Origin of the sequence: Rhodopseudomonas sp. (assembly GCF_036404135.1) — a bacterium.
Lineage (GTDB): Bacteria > Pseudomonadota > Alphaproteobacteria > Rhizobiales > Xanthobacteraceae > Rhodopseudomonas_A.
The window spans coordinates 79,513-97,270 of the sequence record NZ_DASWPE010000040.1; the positions used below are offsets into that span (position 1 = coordinate 79,513).

General features: G+C 65.2%; 18 protein-coding genes. 17 read left to right on the forward strand and 1 reads right to left on the reverse strand.

The window, feature by feature from the left end; genetic code table 11:
• Window positions 1–19: 19 nt before the first annotated feature.
• Complete coding sequence (locus VGC77_RS05115; RefSeq protein ID WP_349257065.1) at window positions 20–604, reverse strand: 4Fe-4S dicluster domain-containing protein; 585 nt, start codon at window positions 602–604, stop codon at window positions 20–22.
• Window positions 605–1,036: 432 nt separating this feature from the next.
• Between VGC77_RS05115 and VGC77_RS05120 the strand changes: the two genes are divergently transcribed.
• The 17 genes from VGC77_RS05120 (at window position 1,037) to VGC77_RS05200 (ending at window position 17,755) form a co-directional block, all read left to right on the forward strand.
• A complete protein-coding gene (locus tag VGC77_RS05120) occupies window positions 1,037–1,660 on the forward strand; it encodes a 4Fe-4S dicluster domain-containing protein (protein ID WP_331170492.1) in 624 nt (207 codons plus the stop codon).
• Between the two features lies 1 nt (window position 1,661).
• Window positions 1,662–3,677, forward strand: coding sequence for a hydrogenase 4 subunit B (gene hyfB / locus VGC77_RS05125; protein WP_331170493.1), 2,016 nt, complete (start codon window positions 1,662–1,664; stop codon window positions 3,675–3,677).
• A 13-nt stretch (window positions 3,678–3,690) separates the two neighbouring features.
• Window positions 3,691–4,629 (forward strand): respiratory chain complex I subunit 1 family protein, encoded by a 939-nt coding sequence (locus VGC77_RS05130; protein ID WP_331170494.1) that lies wholly within the window; start codon window positions 3,691–3,693, stop codon window positions 4,627–4,629.
• A 16-nt stretch (window positions 4,630–4,645) separates the two neighbouring features.
• Window positions 4,646–6,085, forward strand: a complete 1,440-nt coding sequence (locus VGC77_RS05135) for a hydrogenase 4 subunit D (RefSeq protein WP_331170495.1) — start codon at window positions 4,646–4,648, stop codon at window positions 6,083–6,085.
• A gap of 19 nt (window positions 6,086–6,104) precedes the next feature.
• Entirely contained in the window at window positions 6,105–6,749 is a 645-nt protein-coding gene (gene hyfE / locus VGC77_RS05140) for a hydrogenase 4 membrane subunit (protein WP_331170496.1), read from the forward strand.
• Between the two features lie 5 nt (window positions 6,750–6,754).
• On the forward strand, window positions 6,755–8,293 hold the full coding sequence (locus VGC77_RS05145; RefSeq protein WP_331170497.1) for a hydrogenase 4 subunit F: 1,539 nt from the start codon (window positions 6,755–6,757) through the stop codon (window positions 8,291–8,293).
• 25 nt (window positions 8,294–8,318) lie between these two features.
• Window positions 8,319–10,034: a hydrogenase large subunit gene (locus VGC77_RS05150; RefSeq protein WP_331170498.1), complete on the forward strand. Its 1,716-nt coding sequence runs from the start codon at window positions 8,319–8,321 to the stop codon at window positions 10,032–10,034.
• Between the two features lie 11 nt (window positions 10,035–10,045).
• Window positions 10,046–10,621 (forward strand): formate hydrogenlyase complex iron-sulfur subunit, encoded by a 576-nt coding sequence (locus tag VGC77_RS05155; protein WP_331170499.1) that lies wholly within the window; start codon window positions 10,046–10,048, stop codon window positions 10,619–10,621.
• On the forward strand, window positions 10,618–11,358 hold the full coding sequence (locus VGC77_RS05160; RefSeq protein ID WP_331170500.1) for an NADH-quinone oxidoreductase subunit B family protein: 741 nt from the start codon (window positions 10,618–10,620) through the stop codon (window positions 11,356–11,358). Before VGC77_RS05155 ends, VGC77_RS05160 begins: the two co-directional genes overlap by 4 nt.
• On the forward strand, window positions 11,358–11,759 hold the full coding sequence (locus tag VGC77_RS05165; protein WP_331170501.1) for a formate hydrogenlyase maturation HycH family protein: 402 nt from the start codon (window positions 11,358–11,360) through the stop codon (window positions 11,757–11,759). Before VGC77_RS05160 ends, VGC77_RS05165 begins: the two co-directional genes overlap by 1 nt.
• Window positions 11,756–12,247: a hydrogenase maturation peptidase HycI gene (gene hycI / locus VGC77_RS05170; protein ID WP_331170502.1), complete on the forward strand. Its 492-nt coding sequence runs from the start codon at window positions 11,756–11,758 to the stop codon at window positions 12,245–12,247. Before VGC77_RS05165 ends, hycI begins: the two co-directional genes overlap by 4 nt.
• A 23-nt stretch (window positions 12,248–12,270) precedes the next feature.
• Window positions 12,271–13,161: a formate/nitrite transporter family protein gene (locus VGC77_RS05175; protein ID WP_331170503.1), complete on the forward strand. Its 891-nt coding sequence runs from the start codon at window positions 12,271–12,273 to the stop codon at window positions 13,159–13,161.
• 81 nt (window positions 13,162–13,242) lie between these two features.
• A complete protein-coding gene (gene moaA / locus VGC77_RS05180) occupies window positions 13,243–14,265 on the forward strand; it encodes a GTP 3',8-cyclase MoaA (RefSeq protein WP_331170504.1) in 1,023 nt (340 codons plus the stop codon).
• Between the two features lie 2 nt (window positions 14,266–14,267).
• The gene (locus VGC77_RS05185; protein WP_331170505.1) at window positions 14,268–15,374 is read left to right on the forward strand and encodes a nickel-dependent hydrogenase large subunit; all 1,107 of its coding nucleotides are present in this window, start codon (window positions 14,268–14,270) and stop codon (window positions 15,372–15,374) included.
• Between the two features lie 26 nt (window positions 15,375–15,400).
• Complete coding sequence (fdhD, locus tag VGC77_RS05190; protein ID WP_331170506.1) at window positions 15,401–16,240, forward strand: formate dehydrogenase accessory sulfurtransferase FdhD; 840 nt, start codon at window positions 15,401–15,403, stop codon at window positions 16,238–16,240.
• A gap of 243 nt (window positions 16,241–16,483) precedes the next feature.
• Window positions 16,484–16,834: a HypC/HybG/HupF family hydrogenase formation chaperone gene (locus VGC77_RS05195; RefSeq protein ID WP_331170507.1), complete on the forward strand. Its 351-nt coding sequence runs from the start codon at window positions 16,484–16,486 to the stop codon at window positions 16,832–16,834.
• A 21-nt stretch (window positions 16,835–16,855) separates the two neighbouring features.
• Complete coding sequence (locus tag VGC77_RS05200; RefSeq protein ID WP_331170508.1) at window positions 16,856–17,755, forward strand: LysR family transcriptional regulator; 900 nt, start codon at window positions 16,856–16,858, stop codon at window positions 17,753–17,755.
• The last annotated feature ends 3 nt before the right edge of the window (window positions 17,756–17,758 follow it).

The following is a 17,758-nucleotide window of genomic DNA, read 5'->3' on the forward strand; positions in this document are numbered from 1 at the left end:
TTACCTCGAAGTCACTCGGTTAAGCTGTGAGTTGCGCGTTGATGATGTCGCCGGCGGCGCCGGTCAGTCCGCCGTTGACCGCGGAGCGCAGCCGCCGCTCGCGTTGCAGATCGGCCATCATGGCTTCGTCCATGACGTGCAGGGCCGCCGTCGGGCAGACCTCGACGCAGGCCGGACCCTTCTCGCGGTTGATGCAGAGGTCGCATTTGTGGGCTTCGGCCTTGACGCCGTCGGCGACCGTGACGCCGGCAAAGCTGCGGTAGGTCGGATGGGTGAGCACTTCCATCACGCCGAACGGGCAGGCGACGACGCAGGTCTTGCAGCCCAGGCAGAGTGACTGATCCACCTGCACGGTGCCGGCATTATAATAGATGGCGCCGCTCGGGCAGGCCTTGGCGCAGGGCGCGTCTTCGCAATGATGGCAGGTCACGGGGGTGGATACCGTGAGGGTCTGCATCAGCCGAATGCGCGGGGTGAAGTGTGTCGGCGTGAGCGCCTCCACCTTCTGCGAGGGCTCGTGCGCAAGCGCGCATGCCACCTCGCACGTATGGCACCCAATACACTTGTTGGGCTCGCTGACGATGAATCGATTCATTCTCCACATCTCCACTTAGGCGACGTCCGCAGGTGAAGGCCGCGCGGTGAGTCCGCATGGCCCGCTTTGGCGTGGCGGCTGGTTGCCCGCACGTCACCCCGCTCACCATCAAGATTTCTTATCGGTCAATAAAACCAAGATATGGGCGTGCGTGTTGCAGGTAAGCGCCATGTACATTACGCATTTGTACAATAGAACTGATCTATATCAAAAAGGAAAAACATGCGAGCTACGCAAAAATAGCTGGTCACAATTTCAATTTTCGGTGTAGGTCTCGATAAACAGGTAGAGAATACTTCTATTTACTTCTCTTGTTAGGTCATTCTTCTTGGATCATCAGTTCTGCTTATCGAAATCCCCAGGACCTGACGCGCCGTCAGGCCGCGGCACGCGGTGGAGCCATTCACCGTCGGAGCCAACCATCAACGTGGAGAGATGGACATGAATCGCTTTGTCATCGCAGACCCGGGGCGATGCATCGGCTGCAATACCTGTATGGCCGCATGCTCGACGGTCCATCGTGCCGTCGGGCTACAGGCGCACCCGCGGCTGACCGTGACCCGCACTTACGAGATCACCGCGCCGGTGCAGTGTCGCCATTGCGAAGACGCGCCCTGCGCGCGGGTCTGCCCGGTCGACGCGATCAAGCTCACCGACGATCAGGTGGTGCTGAACGAGCAGACCTGCATCGGCTGCAAGATGTGCGCGATCGCCTGTCCGTTCGGCGCGATCACGCCGTCCGGCACGCCGATCTCCGGCGTCGCCGGCATCAAGATCGGCCAACCCACCGAATCCGCCGCGCTCGATCCGCTGCTGGCCTGGAGCATCGGCGTGCGCAGCGTCGCGGTGAAATGCGATCTGTGCAGCTTTCAGGAGGCCGGTCCCGAATGCGTCCGCGTCTGCCCCACCGCGGCCCTGCATGTGGTGAACGGGCGGTCGCTGGATAGCGGCAGTGCCGCAAAGCGGCTGGCCAGTGCCACCGCCAGCGCCACGCTCAACACGGTCGGCTTCGACGCTCCGACGCACGCCAACACTCCAGCGCCATCGACTGAGGAGCGCGACTGACATGACCCCGATCCAGCTTCTATGTGCCTCGCTCGCCTGCTCCGTCATTGCCGCCTTCGGCAGCCTGCTGCTGTCGCGCGCTGAAACCGCGGCGATCCGCGTCGCCGGCCTCGGCGGCCTCGTGGCAGCGCTGCTCAGCGGCGTCGCCGGCGCCTCGGTGCTGAGTGGCGCGCCGCTCGTGCTCGACCTCGCCGGACCGTTTTCCTTCGCCCACTTCGTCATCCGGCTCGACGCCTTGTCGGGCCTGATGGTGTTGGTGATCTCCACGCTCGCCGCCGTCGCCTCGATCTACTCTTTCTCTTATGTGCGCGAGTACGGCGGACGCGGCGTGGGGCCGATGGGCTTCTTCTTCAACATCTTCGTCGCCTCGATGGTGTTGGTGGTGGTCGCCGATAACGCCTTCTGGTTCCTGGTGTTCTTCGAGATGATGTCGCTCGCCTCGTACTTCCTGGTGATCTTCGACCAGGACGAGGAAGCGGTGTCGGCCGGCTTCATCTACTTCCTGGTGGCGCATGCCGGCTCGGTGGCGATCATGGGCGGCTTCTTCCTGATGGCCAACGCCGCGGGCTCGCTGGATTTCGCCGCGTTTCGCGCCACCCATCCCTCGGCGCTGGTCGCGTCGATCGTGTTCGTGCTGTCGCTGCTCGGGTTCGGCGCCAAGGCCGGCATGATCCCGCTGCATGTCTGGTTGCCGCGCGCCCATCCGGCGGCGCCGTCGCACGCCTCCGCGCTGATGTCCGGCGTGATGATCAAGATCGGCGTGTTCGGCATCCTCAAGGTCGGCGTCGATCTGCTCGGCGGCGACGTGTTGTGGTGGGGCATTCTGGTGCTGGCGCTCGGCGCGATCTCGTCGGTGCTCGGCGTGATCTACGCGCTGGCCGAACACGACATCAAGCGGCTGTTGGCCTATCACTCGGTGGAGAACATCGGCATCATCATGCTCGGCGTCGGCACCGGCATGATCGGCATCGCCACCCACCATCCGCTGATCGCGATGCTCGGCCTGCTGGCCGGCCTGTATCACCTCGTCAACCACGCGATCTTCAAGGGCCTGCTGTTTCTCGGCGCCGGCGCCGTGATCTTCCGGATGCACACCAAGGACATGGACAAGATGGGCGGGCTCGCCCGCACCATGCCGTGGACCTCGGCCTGCTTCCTGATCGGCGCGCTGGCGATCTCCGCGATCCCGCCGCTCAACGGCTTCGTCTCGGAGTGGTTCACCTATCAGGCGTTGTTCGCCGCGGCCCTCGACGGCACCTTCCTGGTGCAGTTCGCGACCCCGATCGCCGCCACCGCGCTGGCCTTGACCGGCGCGCTGGCGGTGATGTGCTTCGTCAAGGCCTATGGCGAGATGTTCTCCGGACTGCCGCGCAGCAAGAAGGCCGAACAGACCACTGAAGTGCCGCTGCCGATGATCGTCGGCATGGTGCTGCTGGCCGCCGCCTGCGTCGGCCTCGGCCTCGCGGCACCGCTGGTGGTGCCGGTGATCGGCGGCATCGCCGCCGCGATCCTGCACTTGCCGCCGGCCTCGTTCGCCAACGGCGCGATGCTGGTGCCCGGCGATCCGGCCCACACGCTGCTCTCGACGCCGTTGCTGGCGCTGCTGCTGGTCGGTCTTGCGACCGTGCCGCTGGTGATCAGCGCGGTGTTCTCCGGCGCCCGCGCCAACCGCCGCCGCGCCGCCGAACCCTGGGCCTGCGGCTATCTGCCCGACGCCCACATGACCGTCACCGCGCATTCCTTCGCGCAGCCGATCCGGATGTTCTTCGCGCCGCTTTACGCGGTGCGCCGCACCGCCGCGTCGACCTCGGACGGCCTGGAGCGGCAATTCGTCAAGCTGGTTTCGCTGGCGCGCCGCAGTGAGCCGATGTTCGACCGCTCGCTGGTCGAGCCGGTGATCGGCCTGGTCGGCGGCGTCGGCCGCCGCCTGCAGGTGCTGCAGAGCGGCGCGCTGTCCACCTATTGCCTCTACATCGTCGCGGCGCTCGCGATCCTCCTCCTCATTACGCTTCGCTAGGAGAGAAACAGTCGTGCCCACTCTCACTCAAGTCTCGCTGGCATTCGTGCAAGCTTTGTTGCTGCTCGCTGCCGCACCGTTGTTCTCCGGCATCACCCGGGTGATGCGTGCCAAGATGCACACCCGCCACGGGCCGGGCGTGCTGCAGGACTACCGCGACATCTTCAAGCTGTTGCGTCGGCAGAACCTGCAGCCGCCGGCCGCCGGTTTCGCCTTCCGGGCGATGCCGACGGTGATAATCGCCACGCTGTTGACCATCGCCATGGCGCTGCCGGTGTTGACCCGCGCCGTGCCGATCCCCGGTCTCGGCGATCTGATCACGGTGATCTATCTGTTCGCCATCGTGCGGTTCTTCTTCTCGCTCTCGGGCCTCGACTCCGGTTCGTCCTTCGCCGGCATCGGCGGTAGCCGCGAGCTGACCCTGGGCGTGCTGGTCGAACCGACCCTGGTGCTGTCGTTGATGGTGTGCGCGCTGCTCGCCGGCACCACCGACATCGGCGGGATGGGCGAAGCGATCGCCACCGGGCATGTCCGCTCGGCGGGGGCGGTGCTGCTGGCTGGCGCTGCCGCGATCTTCGCCTGCTACTTCGAACTCGGCAAGCTGCCCTACGACATGGCCGAGGCCGAGCAGGAACTGCAGGAAGGCCCGCTGTCGGAATATTCCGGCCCGTCGCTGGCGCTGCTCAAGGCCGCGATGGGATTGAAGCAACTGCTGATCCTGGCCTTCGTGTTCGCGATCTTCGTGCCGTTCGGCAGCGCGACCGACAGCAGTCTGCTCGGGCTTGCGATCGGCCTCGTCGCCTTCATCGTCAAGATCGGCGTGGTCGCCGTGGTGCTCGGCGTCGTCGAGAACAGCGTGGCCCGGGCGCGTTTCCGCCTGACGCCGCGGCACAGCTGGTTCGGGCTCGGCATCGCCTCGCTCGCCTTCGTCTTTTACATCTCTGGCCTGTGAGCCGAGGAGCATAGCCATGATCGCCCTTGCGCTAGCAAGCATCCTACTCCCCGCCGTCGGAGCGGCGCTCGTCGCCCTCTCGCCGCGCTCCGCCGCCAAACGCCTGTGCCAGGTCTTCGCCGGTCTGGCGACCGCCGTGCTGCTCGTGCTCGCCTACCAATTCGCGGCCGGCGGCAAGGTGGCTACCGAATACGCGGTGATCAGTTTCGGCGACGTCGAGATCCTCGGCTTTGGCGTCGACACCGTTTCGGTGCTGGTGGCCTGCGCCGTCGTCGGCATCGGCTTTCTGATCTCGATCTACTCCGGCGGCTATCTCGACGCCGGCAACCGTGAGCATCCCGACATCGTGCGGCGGCGCTACTTCGCCTTCCTCTCGTTGTTCATCGGCGCGATGGCCGGCCTGGTGTTCTCCTCCACGGTGATCGGCCAATTGGTGTTCTTCGAAATCAGCGGGCTGTGCTCCTGGGCCTTGATCGGCTATTACGAAAAGCCGAAGTCGCTGTATTCCGCCGCCAAAGCGCTGATCATCACCCATATCGCCTCGCTCGGGCTGTATGTCGCGGCCAGCGTCATGTTCCTGGAGACCCATAGCTTCGCGCTGTCGGCGATCGGCGGGTTGTCGGACGGCGCCAAGACTCTGGTGCTGCTGGCGATCCTGGTCGCCGCCTGGGGCAAGTCGGCGCAGCTGCCGTTCCACATGTGGCTGCCCGACGCCATGGAAGCGCCGACCCCGGTCAGCGCCTATCTGCACGCCGCCTCGATGGTGAAAGTCGGCGTCTACATCTTCGCTCGGGCGCTGATGTCGTCGAACGGCGCGCCGGAAATCGTCGGCTACGTCTGCACCATCATGGCGACCGTCACCCTGGTGTACGGCTTCATCATGTATCTGCCGCAGTGCGACATGAAGCGGCTGCTGGCTTACTCGACTATCACCCAGCTGTCTTACATGTTTCTCGGCCTCGGGCTGTCGGTGTTCGGTTCGCAGATGGCCTTCAACGGCGCCATCGCTCACCTGTTCAACCATGCCTTCGCCAAGACGCTGTTCTTCCTGGTCGCCGGCGCACTGAGCTACACCACCGGCACCCGCATGCTGCCGCTGCTGCGCGGCATCCTGTCGAAATCGCCATTGCTCGGCATCGCCTTCGTGGTGGCGGCATTGGCGATCGCCGGCGTGCCGCCGTTCAACGGCTTCTTCTCCAAATTCGCGATCTTCGCCGGTGGCTTCCAAGTCGCCGCGCAGCATCCGTTGCTGATGGTGCTGCTGGTGATCGCGTTGCTGGAGTCGGTCGGCAGCTTCGCCTGGTTCCTGAAATGGGTCGGATGGTCGGTGCCGGGCCGTCCCTCGGAGGCGGTGGCGGCAGCGTCGCCGGTTCCGTTCTCCATGCAGATCGTGTTGGTCACGCTGATCATCATGGCACTCTGCTCAAGCTTCATCGCCGCCATCTGGCTCGGTTAGGACAACAACGATGTCTGGAATGCAGATCGTAAACGGGCTCGCGGGCCTGCTGATAGTCACCTCGCTGCTGGTTGTGGTGGCGCGTAAGCCGGCGCAATCGGCCAGATTCTACGCGCTTCAATCGCTGGTGCTGGTCGCGGTGTTCGTCGCGCTGGGCTACGACACCGGCTCGCACCAGCTGTACGCCTGGGCGGCGGTCGCCTTCGTCACCAAGGTGGTGCTGGTGCCGGTGATCATGGCGCGCAGCTTCGGCCGGCTGTCCGACGACCGGCTGGGGTCCGGCGAGCGCATCTCGCCGGCGGTCACCGTGATGTTGGCGGCGGTCGTGGTGTTGTTGTGCACGCTGATCGTCTCGCACGTGGCGCTGCCCACCGCGCTGACGATCAAGCCGGCGCTCGCCATCTCGCTGGCGCACTTCTTCTTCGGGCTCGCCTGCATCGTCACTCAGCGCAACATCCTGAAGCAGGTGTTCGGCTATTGCCTGATGGAGAACGGCTCGCACCTGACACTGGCGCTGCTCGCGGGCAACGCCCCCGAACTGGTGGAGATCGGCATCACCACCGACGCCGTGTTCGCTGTCGTCATCATGGTCATCCTGGCCACGCAAATTAACCGCAAGCTGGCGACCCTCGACGCCGACCAGCTCACCACCTTGAAGGGATGATCGCCATGGTCGCCTCGGACCTGCCGCCCCTCCTGCTGCTCTCCCCGTTGGTCGCCGCGCTGCTGATTTTCGCGATGCCCAGTAGCGGACGATCTGCCAGGCTGATCGAACTGCTGCACCTTGCCTCGCTCATTGTGGTGCTGGTGCTGGCTCTCACCACCGTCGGCTATGTGTTGTCGTCCGGAAGCCTGATGGCGTTCGGCGATTGGCTGATGGTCGACCCGTTGGCCGCCATCTTCGTCGGGCTGATCGGTGTGGTCGGATGCCTCACCGGCTGCTACTCGATCGGTTACATCCGCCACGACGTGGAACACGGCGAACTGACGGTGCTGAAGCAGAAGTTGTACTATGGCTTCTTCAACCTGTTCCTGTTCACCATGCTGCTGGTGGTCACCGCCAACAACATCGTCATGATGTGGGTCGGCATCGAGGCCACCACGCTCGGCTCGGCGTTCCTGGTCGGCATCTACGGCAAGGGCACGTCGCTCGAAGCGGCGTGGAAATACCTAATCATCTGCTCGGTCGGCGTCGCCTTCGGCCTGTACGGCACGGTGTTGACCTTCGCCAACGCGACTGCCTCGATCGATCCGCACCAGGCCGTGTTGTGGACCAGCATCATTGCCCACGCCAAGGACCTCGATCCGACGCTGGTCAAGATCGCCTTCGTGTTCGTGTTGATCGGCTTCGGCACCAAGGCCGGCATCTTCCCGATGCATGCCTGGCTGCCCGACGCGCATTCCGAAGCGCCGAGCCCGGTGTCGGGTCTGCTGTCCGGCGTGCTGCTGAAGTGCGGCTTGTTCGTGATCATCCGCTACTACGCCGTCACCATGAAGGCGATCGGCCCGGAATTTCCGCAGTCGATCCTGTTGGTGCTCGGCGTCTTGACGGTGGCGATCTCGGCCTTCCTGGTGTTCGTCCAGCACGACTTCAAGCGCAAGCTGGCCTACCACTCGATCGAGCACGTCGGCCTGATCGTGATCGGTCTCGGCGTCGGCGGCCCGCTCGGCATCGCCGCCGCGCTGCTGCACACCATCAACCACAGCTTTACCAAGGCGCTGCTGTTCTGCGGCTCGGGCAACGTGCTGCAGAAGTACGGCACCCGAGATCTGCGTTCGGTGAAGGGTATCCTGCGCACCGCGCCGGTGACCGGGTTGTTCATCATGGCGGGTGCGCTCGCGCTGGCCGGCTTCCCGCCGTTCAACGTGTTCGTCAGCGAGTTCATGGTGTTCGCCGCCGGCCTCGACGCCGGATATCCGAAGCTGATGATCCTGGTCGCGCTGCTGTTCACCATCACGGTTGCCGCGCTGGTCGACATCATCGCGCATTCGGTGCTCGGCAAGGCGCCGGAGAACATGGAGAAGAGCGACTCCAGCTGGCTGTCGCTCGCGCCGATGGGGGCTCTGCTTGCTCTCATCATGGTGTTTGGCGTCGCGATGCCCCGCCCGGTCGGCGACATCCTGCGCCAAGCCACCGGCATCGTCATGGACCACGGCACCGCGACCGCCACGGTGACGCCGATCGAACGCGTCGCGGTCAAGAAATAACCGCCGGCCCCAACGGAGAACTGCCATGAACATCAACGTCACAGACCGGGTCGGCGCCTCGCACATCGAATATCTGCGCCAGAAACTGCCGCATGCCGTGCTCGAAGAGCGCTGGCAGACGGACAAGCAGGTCACCGTCACCGTCAAGCTGAACCAATTGCCCGAGGCGGTCTCGACGCTCTACTACGGGCGCGAGGGCTGGCTGTCGGTGGTGGTCGGCAACGACGAGCGGTCGCTCAACGACAGCTTCGGCCTGTACTACGTGCTGTCGATGGAAGGCGAGGAGAAGTGCCACGTCGTGGTGCACGCCGCGGTGCCGAGCGACAATGAGGAATTCCCCTCGGTGACGCCCAAGGTGCCGGGCTGCGTGTGGGGCGAACGCGAGATCCGCGACATGTACGGTCTGCGCCCGATCGGCCTGCCGGACGAGCGCCGTCTGGTGCTGCCGGACGACTGGCCGGATGGGCTGCACCCGCTGCGCAAGGACTCGATGGATTATCGGCTGCGCCCGCAGCCGACCAGCGACAAGGAAAACTATCAGTTCCGCAACGACGCGGCCGGCGAAACCACGGTGGTGCCGCTCGGGCCGTTGCACATCACCTCGGACGAACCCGGGCATTTCCGGCTGTTCGTCGACGGCGAGGACATCGTCGATGCCGACTACCGGATGTTCTACGTGCATCGCGGCATGGAGAAGCTGGCCGAAACCCGGATGGGCTACAACGAGGTGACGTTCCTCGCCGATCGGGTCTGCGGCATCTGCGGCTATGCCCATTCGGTGGCCTACGCCAATTCGGTGGAAAATGCGCTCGGCATCATCGTGCCGCAGCGCGCCCAGGCGATCCGCTCGCTGCTGCTGGAGACCGAGCGGTTGCACAGCCACATGCTTAACCTCGGGCTGGTCTGCCATTTCGTCGGCTTCGACTCGGGCTTCATGCAGTTCTTCCGGGTCCGCGAAAAGGCGATGACGCTGGCGGAAATGCTGACCGGCGCCCGCAAGACCTACGCCATCAACCTGATCGGCGGCGTCCGCCGCGACATCCTCGGCGAGCAGCGCAGCCGCACCTTGCAGCTGGTCGGTGAATTGCGCGAAGACGTGCAGCGGCTGCTCGAGATGCTGCTGGCGACGCCGAACTTCGGCCCGCGCGTCGCCACCGTCGGCCTGCTCGATCGCAAGATTGCGCGCGATTACTCGCCGGTCGGCCCGTTGGTGCGCGGCAGCGGCTTCAAGCGCGACACCCGCGTCGATCACGCGTTCGCCGGCTATAAGAACGTCAACCTCGGCGTTCACACCGGCGATGGCTGCGACGTGCTGTCGCGAACCATGGTTCGCGCCGCCGAGATCTTCGACAGCCTGTCGCTGATCGAGCAGCTCCTCGAAGGCACGCCGGAAGGCCCGATCATCAACGAGGACTTCACCTACAAGCCCTACCAGTTCGCGCTCGGCTTCACCGAAGCGCCGCGCGGCGAGGACATCCACTGGTCGATGACCGGCGATAACCAGAAACTGTATCGCTGGCGCTGCCGGGCTTCGACCTACGCCAACTGGCCGGTGCTGCGCTACATGCTGCGCGGCAATACGGTGTCCGATGCTCCGCTCATCGTGGGCTCGATCGATCCTTGTTACTCCTGCACCGACCGCGTCACCGTGGTCGACGTCAAGAAGGAGACCAGCAAGACGATCCCCTACAAGGAAATGGAACGCTATTGCCGCGAGCGCAAAGACTCGCCGTTGAAGTAGGGAAGACGTCAATGTTCAAACTGCTAAAGGAAGTCTTCCGCACCGGCGAAGCCACGGTGAAATATCCGTTCGCGCCGCTTGAAATCTCCAAGGATTTTCGCGGCAAGCCGGAGCACACCGCGGAGCAATGCATCGCCTGCGGCGCTTGCACGATCGCCTGTCCGGCCAACGCCCTGGCGATGGAAACCGACGTTGCGGCCGGCACCCGCACTTGGTCGATCTCCTACGGACGCTGCGTGTTCTGCGCGCGCTGCGAGGAGGTCTGCCCGACCCAGGCGATCAAGCTGACGCCGGACTTCGAACTCGCGGTCGCCAACAAGGCGGACCTCACCGTCAAGGCGGTGTTCAAGCTCGCCGACTGCGTCTGCTGCGGCGAGCCGTTCGCGCCCGCCAAGGAGATCGCCTACGTCACCGCGCTGATCGAGGCGACCAGCGTGCAGGACGGCGCCGCGGCCAACGCCACCAAGGCGGTGTCCGAGGACATCGCACGTCGACGCCGGATGCTGGCGACCTGCCCGAGCTGCAAGCGCGTCAATGACCTGGTGCAGATCGCCCATATCACCGATCAGCAGGAGAAACGTCGATGAAAATGGACACCCCCGCCGACATCAAGCGGATGAAATCCTCGCTGCTGTCGAATATTCGCCGCTCCGCCTATGTCTACCGGGTCGATTGCGGCGGCTGCAATGGCTGCGAGATCGAGATCTTCGCCGCCATCACCCCGATTTTCGATGCCGAACGCTTCGGCATCAAGGTGGTGGCTTCGCCGCGTCACGCCGACATCCTGCTGTTCACCGGCGCGGTGACCAGGGCGATGCGGATGCCGGCGCTGCGCGCTTACGAAGCCGCGCCGGATCCGAAGATCGTGGTGTCGTATGGCGCCTGCGGTTGCACCGGCGGCATCTTTCACGACCTCTATTGCGTCTGGGGCGGCACCGACGAGGTGGTGCCGGTCGACGTCTATATCCCCGGCTGCCCGCCGACCCCGCCAGCGACGATCTACGGCTTTGCCGTCGCGCTCGGGCTTTTGGATCAGAAGCTGAAGGCCAAGACCCACGTCGAGGGCGACGGCGAGCAGGCCGGCATCGCACATGCGACGATTCCCTATAATTTGCGCGTTCACGTCGAGCGCGAGGCGCGCCGCATGGCCGGCTACCGGCAGGGCCGCGACATCGCCGATCGCTTCCTCGCGATGATCGAACTCGGCGGCGCCACGCCGCTGCATCAGCGCATCGCCAGCTTCGCGGCGGCCGAAGCCGACCCGCGGCAGGCCGAGATCTTCCTGCGGCTGGGCGAAGCATTGGTGCAGACGGAGGCGCGGTGATGAGCGGAGACGTCATCTTCTATCGCCTCAACGCCAAGATCATGGAGCGCGACGGCGATATCCCGGCCGACGCCAAGCAGGTGATCTACTACTCGCTGGCGATCGGTCACCATGTCGGGGTGTTCGATTGCTTCAAGCCGGTGCTGCGCTGCAAAGGCGAGTTCTATGAGCGGCTGGTCGCGGCGCTGCCTGAGGGCGAGGCGCGACGCAAGCTCGACGGCATCCACCGCTTCGGCGAAATCACCATCGATCGCTCGCACACCGAGCTGCTCGGCGCGGCATTCGACCAGGTGTCGCCAAGTCTCGACGCGGAATCCGCCGACTGGCTCCGCGAACTCGGCGTCTCGCTCGCGGCGATCGAGGCGGAGCCCGCGATCTACCTGATGGGACGACGGTTATGACGGCGATGGTGCTGACGGTTGGCAATACGCTGATGGGCGACGACGGGGCAGGGCCGTTGCTTGCAGAGTTGCTGGAAGCCGATCCGGCGACGGGTTGGAGCGTGCTCGACGGCGGTGCCACGCCGGAAAACGTCACCTATGTCGTTCGCGCCGAGGCCCCCGAGCGGGTGCTGCTGGTCGACGCGGCCGATATGCAACTGCCTCCCGGCACGGTGTGCCGGATCGACGAGGCGGACGTCGCCAAGCAATTCCTGATCACCACCCACGCCATTCCGCTCGACGTGCTGATCGCCTCGCTGCGGGAAACCGTGCCGCAGGTGACCTTTATCGGCATTCAGCCGGCGGTGGTGACGTTCTTCGGCGACATGACGCCGGCGGTTACGGCTGCGGTGGAGGGTCTGCACCGAAGCCTCTTGTTGGGTAAGGACCCTGACGATCTGCCGACCGTGGCGCAGCGCCACGATGAGACAGCAACAGCTTTGACTTAGCGCCACATAGAAGGAGACTCGCCGTGGCTGATAACGCAATATTGGGCTCAGACGCCTACTCTCCAGCCGAAATTCAAGACAAGGTCGAAAAGCTCGGGGTCAAGAAGGCACGGATGCCGTTCCTGCCCGAGTTCATGCTCTCGATTATCGCGGGCGGCTCGATTGGTCTCGGCGGCATGTTCTTCGTCATCGTGCTGGCCGATGCGACGCTCGGCTTTGCGATCCAGCGGGTGCTCGGCGGCGTGGTGTTCTCGCTCGGCCTCGCGCTGGTGATGATCGGCGGCGCCGAACTGTTCACCGGCAACTGCCTGATCGTGATGGCCTGGTGGAACGGCCAGATCCGCACCGGCGAAGTGATCCGCAACTGGATCGTGGTCTGGGTCGGCAATCTGGTCGGCGCGCTCGGCCTCGTGTTCCTGTTGTACATGGCGCATTTCGCCGACCTCAACAATGGCGGCACCGGCACGGCGATGCTGAAGCTCGCGATCGGCAAGATGTCGCCCGATGCGGTCACCATCTTCTTCAAGGGCATCCTGTGCAACCTGCTGGTCTGCCTCGGCGTCTGGCTCGCCTATGCCAGCCGCTCGGTCGCCGACAAGATGGCCGGCATGGTGCTGCCGGTGGCCTGCTTTGTTGCCGCCGGTTTTGAGCACTGCGTGGCCAACATGTTCTTCCTGCCGATGGCCTGGTTGCTGGCCGAGACGGGTCACGTTCCGGCCGGGCTGGACGTCTCTGTGATCACGCTGTTCAACATCATGCACAACATCATCCCCGCGACGCTCGGCAACATCGTCGGCGGCGCCGGCTTCGTCGGCCTGATCTATTGGGCGATCTACCGCAAGGGTCTCGGCGGCTTGACGCCGCTGCCGGTCACCAAGCCGGCCAACGGCAAGCGCACCGTCGCGGCCGAGTAACCATAAGCACGACCGTCCGTGACCGGCAGCGTCGGCCACGGACGGGGACTCACAAGATTTCAATACTTCCGAGGAATTCCCATGTCCGTCGGTCATCCAATTTCTGCCCAAGGCACGCTGATCGACCCGCACGGTCGCCACATCGACCGGCTGCGGGTCTCGGTGACCGATCGTTGTAATTTCCGTTGCAGCTATTGCCTCGGCGCCCATCCGGTGTTTGCGCCGCGCGCCGAGCTGCTGACGCTCGACGAATTGGACCGGCTGTGCTCGGCGTTCGTGGAATGCGGCGTGCGCCGCATCCGGCTCACCGGCGGCGAGCCGCTGGTCCGCCGCAACCTGATGTCCTTCGTGCGCGCGCTGTCGCGGCACCTCAAGTCGGGCGCGCTCGACGAAATCACCATGACCACCAACGGCGCGCTGCTCGGCCGCTATGCCGGCGAACTCGCCGATGCCGGGCTGACCCGCATCAACGTCTCGGTCGACACGCTCGATCCTGTCGACTTCAAGTCGATCACGCTGGGCGGCGACGTCAATGTGGTGCTCGACGGCATCGAGGCGGCGCGCACTGCCGGCTTGCCGGTGAAGCTCAACACCGTGGTGCAGGCCGGGGTCAACGAAACCGCGATTCCCTCGCTGATCGACTACGCCCATGCCCGCAAGATGGATCTGACGCTGATCGAAGTGATGCCGATGGGGCTCTACGCCGGCAAGCGGCCGGCCTCGTTCGTATCGCTGAAGAAGGTCCGTGCCGACCTTGAGGGCCGCTTCACGCTGACCGATCTGCTGGATCGCTCCAGCGGACCGGCGCGCTACGTCCGGGTGGCTGAGACCGGCGGCCGGGTCGGCTTCATCACGCCGATGAGCCGCGGCTTTTGCGAATCCTGCAACCGGGTCCGCATCACCTCGACCGGGCAATTGGTGCCCTGTCTCGGCCATGTCGAAGGCGTCGATCTGCGCGCGGCGCTGCGCACCAGCGAGAGCCAGGCGCCGCTGATCGACGCGATCCATGCCGCGGTGGCGCATAAGCCGAGCGGCCATGATTTCGCCGCCGCCCGCCGCGCGCCGGTGTCGGTCAAGCGCAGCATGAACGTGACGGGCGGCTGATCGTGCCCCACGCGCCGCAGCCCGGTTTAGTCCGCATCACCGCCGACGTGGCAGACGGACGGGTGGTCGCGCGCACGGTGCGCAGCGATCGTCCGCGCGGCCTCGCGGCGGCGATCGCGCGGCATCCGCCGTCGGCGATCCCCGATCTGGCGCGCCGGCTGTTTGCGTTGTGCGGCACCTCGCATTGGCTCGCCGCGATCAACGCGCTGGTTATGGCGGGTGCGGCGATGCAGGCGCCGTCGCCGGCCACCGCGCTGCGCATGCTCGCCGCCGAACGCATCGTTGCGCATCTGCAGGCGACATTCATCGACTGGGGCAACCGGGTGCGGCTGACAGCCCCGGAAGCCGCGGCGCTGGCGGCGGCATTGACGGCAGCCAAGGGCTCGCACGTCAATGGCGAGGTTCTGCTCGACGCCGTCACCGCGCTCGGCATGGCGACCCGCGATCGGCCGAAATCCGCTTCCGGCTGCTGGGTCGAGCGGCTGTTGATCGCCGCCGGCAACGACGCCATCGCGCAGCCGGCCTTCGACGTTCTCACGGCGGGCGACGATGAGCAGTTGCTGGCCGCGCTCGACGATCAGGAAGAGAGCTTCGCCGCGGCGCCGTGGCTGCCGGGGCGGCGGCCGGAAACCGGACCGGCGGCGCGCGCGGCGTTGCGCGGGCTGCGCGCGGCCTCGCCCGCCGAACGGCTCTGCGCGCGGCTGGCCGAGGTGGCGGAGGCCGCCGATCTGATCGCCGGCACGCAACCGCCGGATCCCGCGGAATGGCTATCGACGGCGGGGCTTGGCCCGCGCGTCGGGTTTTGCGCGGTGGAGACGCCGCGCGGCCGGCTGCATCATCTGGTGCGGCTCGACCCGCAAGGGGCGGTGCAGCGCTACTTGATCCTGGCGCCGACCGAATGGAATTTCGCAGCCGACGGTCCGTTTGCCGCCGCGTTGAATCACTTTCGGGTCGGTGACGATCACGATGCGGCGCGCGCATCGATCGCACGACTGGCATCGCTCTACGATCCCTGCGTCGGTTGCGCCATCGAGGTGCGCCAACTCGGGGATCGACCCGCCTCGCATCAGCGCGGGATTTCCGCTGATGCATTCCGTGGCGCGCCGTAACGGCCGGCGCCGGTTGGGAGATCGCCATGTTGGACAAATCGGGAAACGAGCCGCTGGCGTCACAGGACACGTTGCGCAGCGCCTGCGAGGTCGCGGTGCAGCCGCTCGGTCGCGGCAAGGCTACGGCGATGGTCGCCGAGGAGGTGCCGGTCGGGGTGCTGTATAGCGGCATCCCGCATGCCGTGATGATGGCGTCGCCGGCCGATCTTGAGGACTTCGCGATCGGTTTTTCGGTGACCGAAGGCATTGTCAAGTCGGCGGCGGAGGTTCGCGAGATCACCCAGCAGCAGACCTGCGACGGCGTCGAACTCAATCTCGTATTGGCGCCGGAGCGGTTCCAGGATTTTCTGTCGCGCCGGCGCACGCGCAATCTGCGCGGACACACCAGTTGCGGTCTGTGCGGCGTCGAGGACGTTGCCGACACCCGCGCCGACACTCCGCGCGCTCCTGCCGGGCAGAGCTTCACGCAAGCCGCGATACGACGCGCCCTGGCGGCGCTCGGAGGCCACCAGGAGTTGCATCGGCTGACCCGCGCCGCGCACGCCGCCGCCTGGGTGGCAAGCGCGGGCGATATCGTGCTGGTGCGCGAAGACGTCGGCCGGCACAACGCACTGGATAAATTGATCGGCGCGGCGATGCGGCAGGGCACCGATCTTGGCGCTGGCTTCTGCCTTATCACCAGCCGGTGTTCCTACGAGATGGTGCAGAAGGCGTTGATGGCGTCGATGCCGGCGATTGTGGCGATTTCCGCGCCGACCGGGCTCGCTGTGCGAACGGCCGCGGCCGCCGGACTGACCCTCGTCGCGCTGGCTCGCGAGGATGGCCAGAATGTCTATGCGGCGGCGCATCGCATCGCCGAGCACTAGCGCGAAGTGGTTGCTATTCTTTGGACTTCTTGATTTGGATCAAGTCTAAAGACGAGCGACAAGTATTCGTACGAGCATCGATGTTGCTGGAAATTGCGACTATGTCTCGTACCCGGAAAATGCCTCGCAATCGTTGCATCGCAGAAATCTGCAACCAGGATTTACCTGCCCTTCATCTCAGCGTTCGAATGACTTGATGCGGATGATCAGGGAAATCTTTACGCCATGAACTGATCGTCGCCCATGTGCATCGCTGTCCCGTGTAAGGTTGTGGCCGTCGTCGACTTCGCGCTGATGCAAGTCTCGGTGACGGCCGACGACGGAACGGCGCCGGAAATCGTCTCAGCCGCGTTGCTCGTGACGCCGGAGCAGCCGGTCAGCCGGTTGGTCGGAGCCTTCGTGCTGATCCATGCCGGCTTCGCCATTTCGCTGATCGACGAGGCCGAGGCGCGATCGCGCCAGCAGGTGTTCGCGGCGCTGCGAGGCGGCACGGACGCCATCGATCTCGATGATTTTTATGCATCCACGACGGATGTCGCGGCGGTGCCCGGGGTCGACGCCGAGCGACGCCCGCTCCCGGATGCCGGCTCGTGATGTTCCGAAGGTCTTTGTAGCATGTACGAGAAGTTCGAATATCTTCTGGCGCTTGGACGCGAGAAACATTTCGGCCGCGCGGCCCAGGTCTGCGGCGTGTCGCAGCCCAACCTTTCGGCGGCGATCAAGCAGCTTGAACTTCAATTCGGTGTGATCCTGGTCGATCGCGGCGCGCGCTTCATGGGTTTTACGCCGGAAGGCGAGCGGGTGTTGGATTGGGCGCGCAGCATCGTCGGTGATTTTCGCGCGATGACCGCCGAAATCGAATCGATGAAGCAGGGCCACACCGGCCATCTGCGGATCGCCGCGATTCCGACCTCGCTGCCGATCCTGTCGCGGCTGACCGAGTCCTATTGGGCGCGCCATCCCGGCGTGCATGTCTCGATCTCGTCGTGCAATTCCGCCGAGATCCTGGCGCGGCTGGAAAATCTCGAGACCGATATCGGCATCACCTATTTCGATCAGGAATCCGTCGGCCGCAATGCCGAGGTGCCGCTGTATCACGAGCGCTACTGCCTGATCGCCTCCCGCGACATGCCGATGATGGACCGCCCGACCGTGACCTGGGAAGAAGTGTCGACGCTGCCGTTGTGCCTTCCCGCGGCCGATATGCAGAACCGCCGGATCTACGACCGGATCTTCAAGGAGGTCGGCGTCTCGATTCATCCGGTGATGGAATCCAACGATTTCATGGTGCGGATCGCGCACTTGCGCGCCGGACGGCTGGCCACGGTGACGCCGCGAATCATGGCGGATGATTGGTCGGTGCCTCCGGAGCTGGTTTCGATTCCGATCGTCGCACCGGAGGTCAGCGCGCTGGTCGGCTTGCTGTATCCCAAGCGTGACCCGGTTCCGCCGCTGACGGCGGCGCTGGTTCACGAAGCCCGCCAGCTCGTCCCCGTGCTGACCGCGATGGCCTGAGCG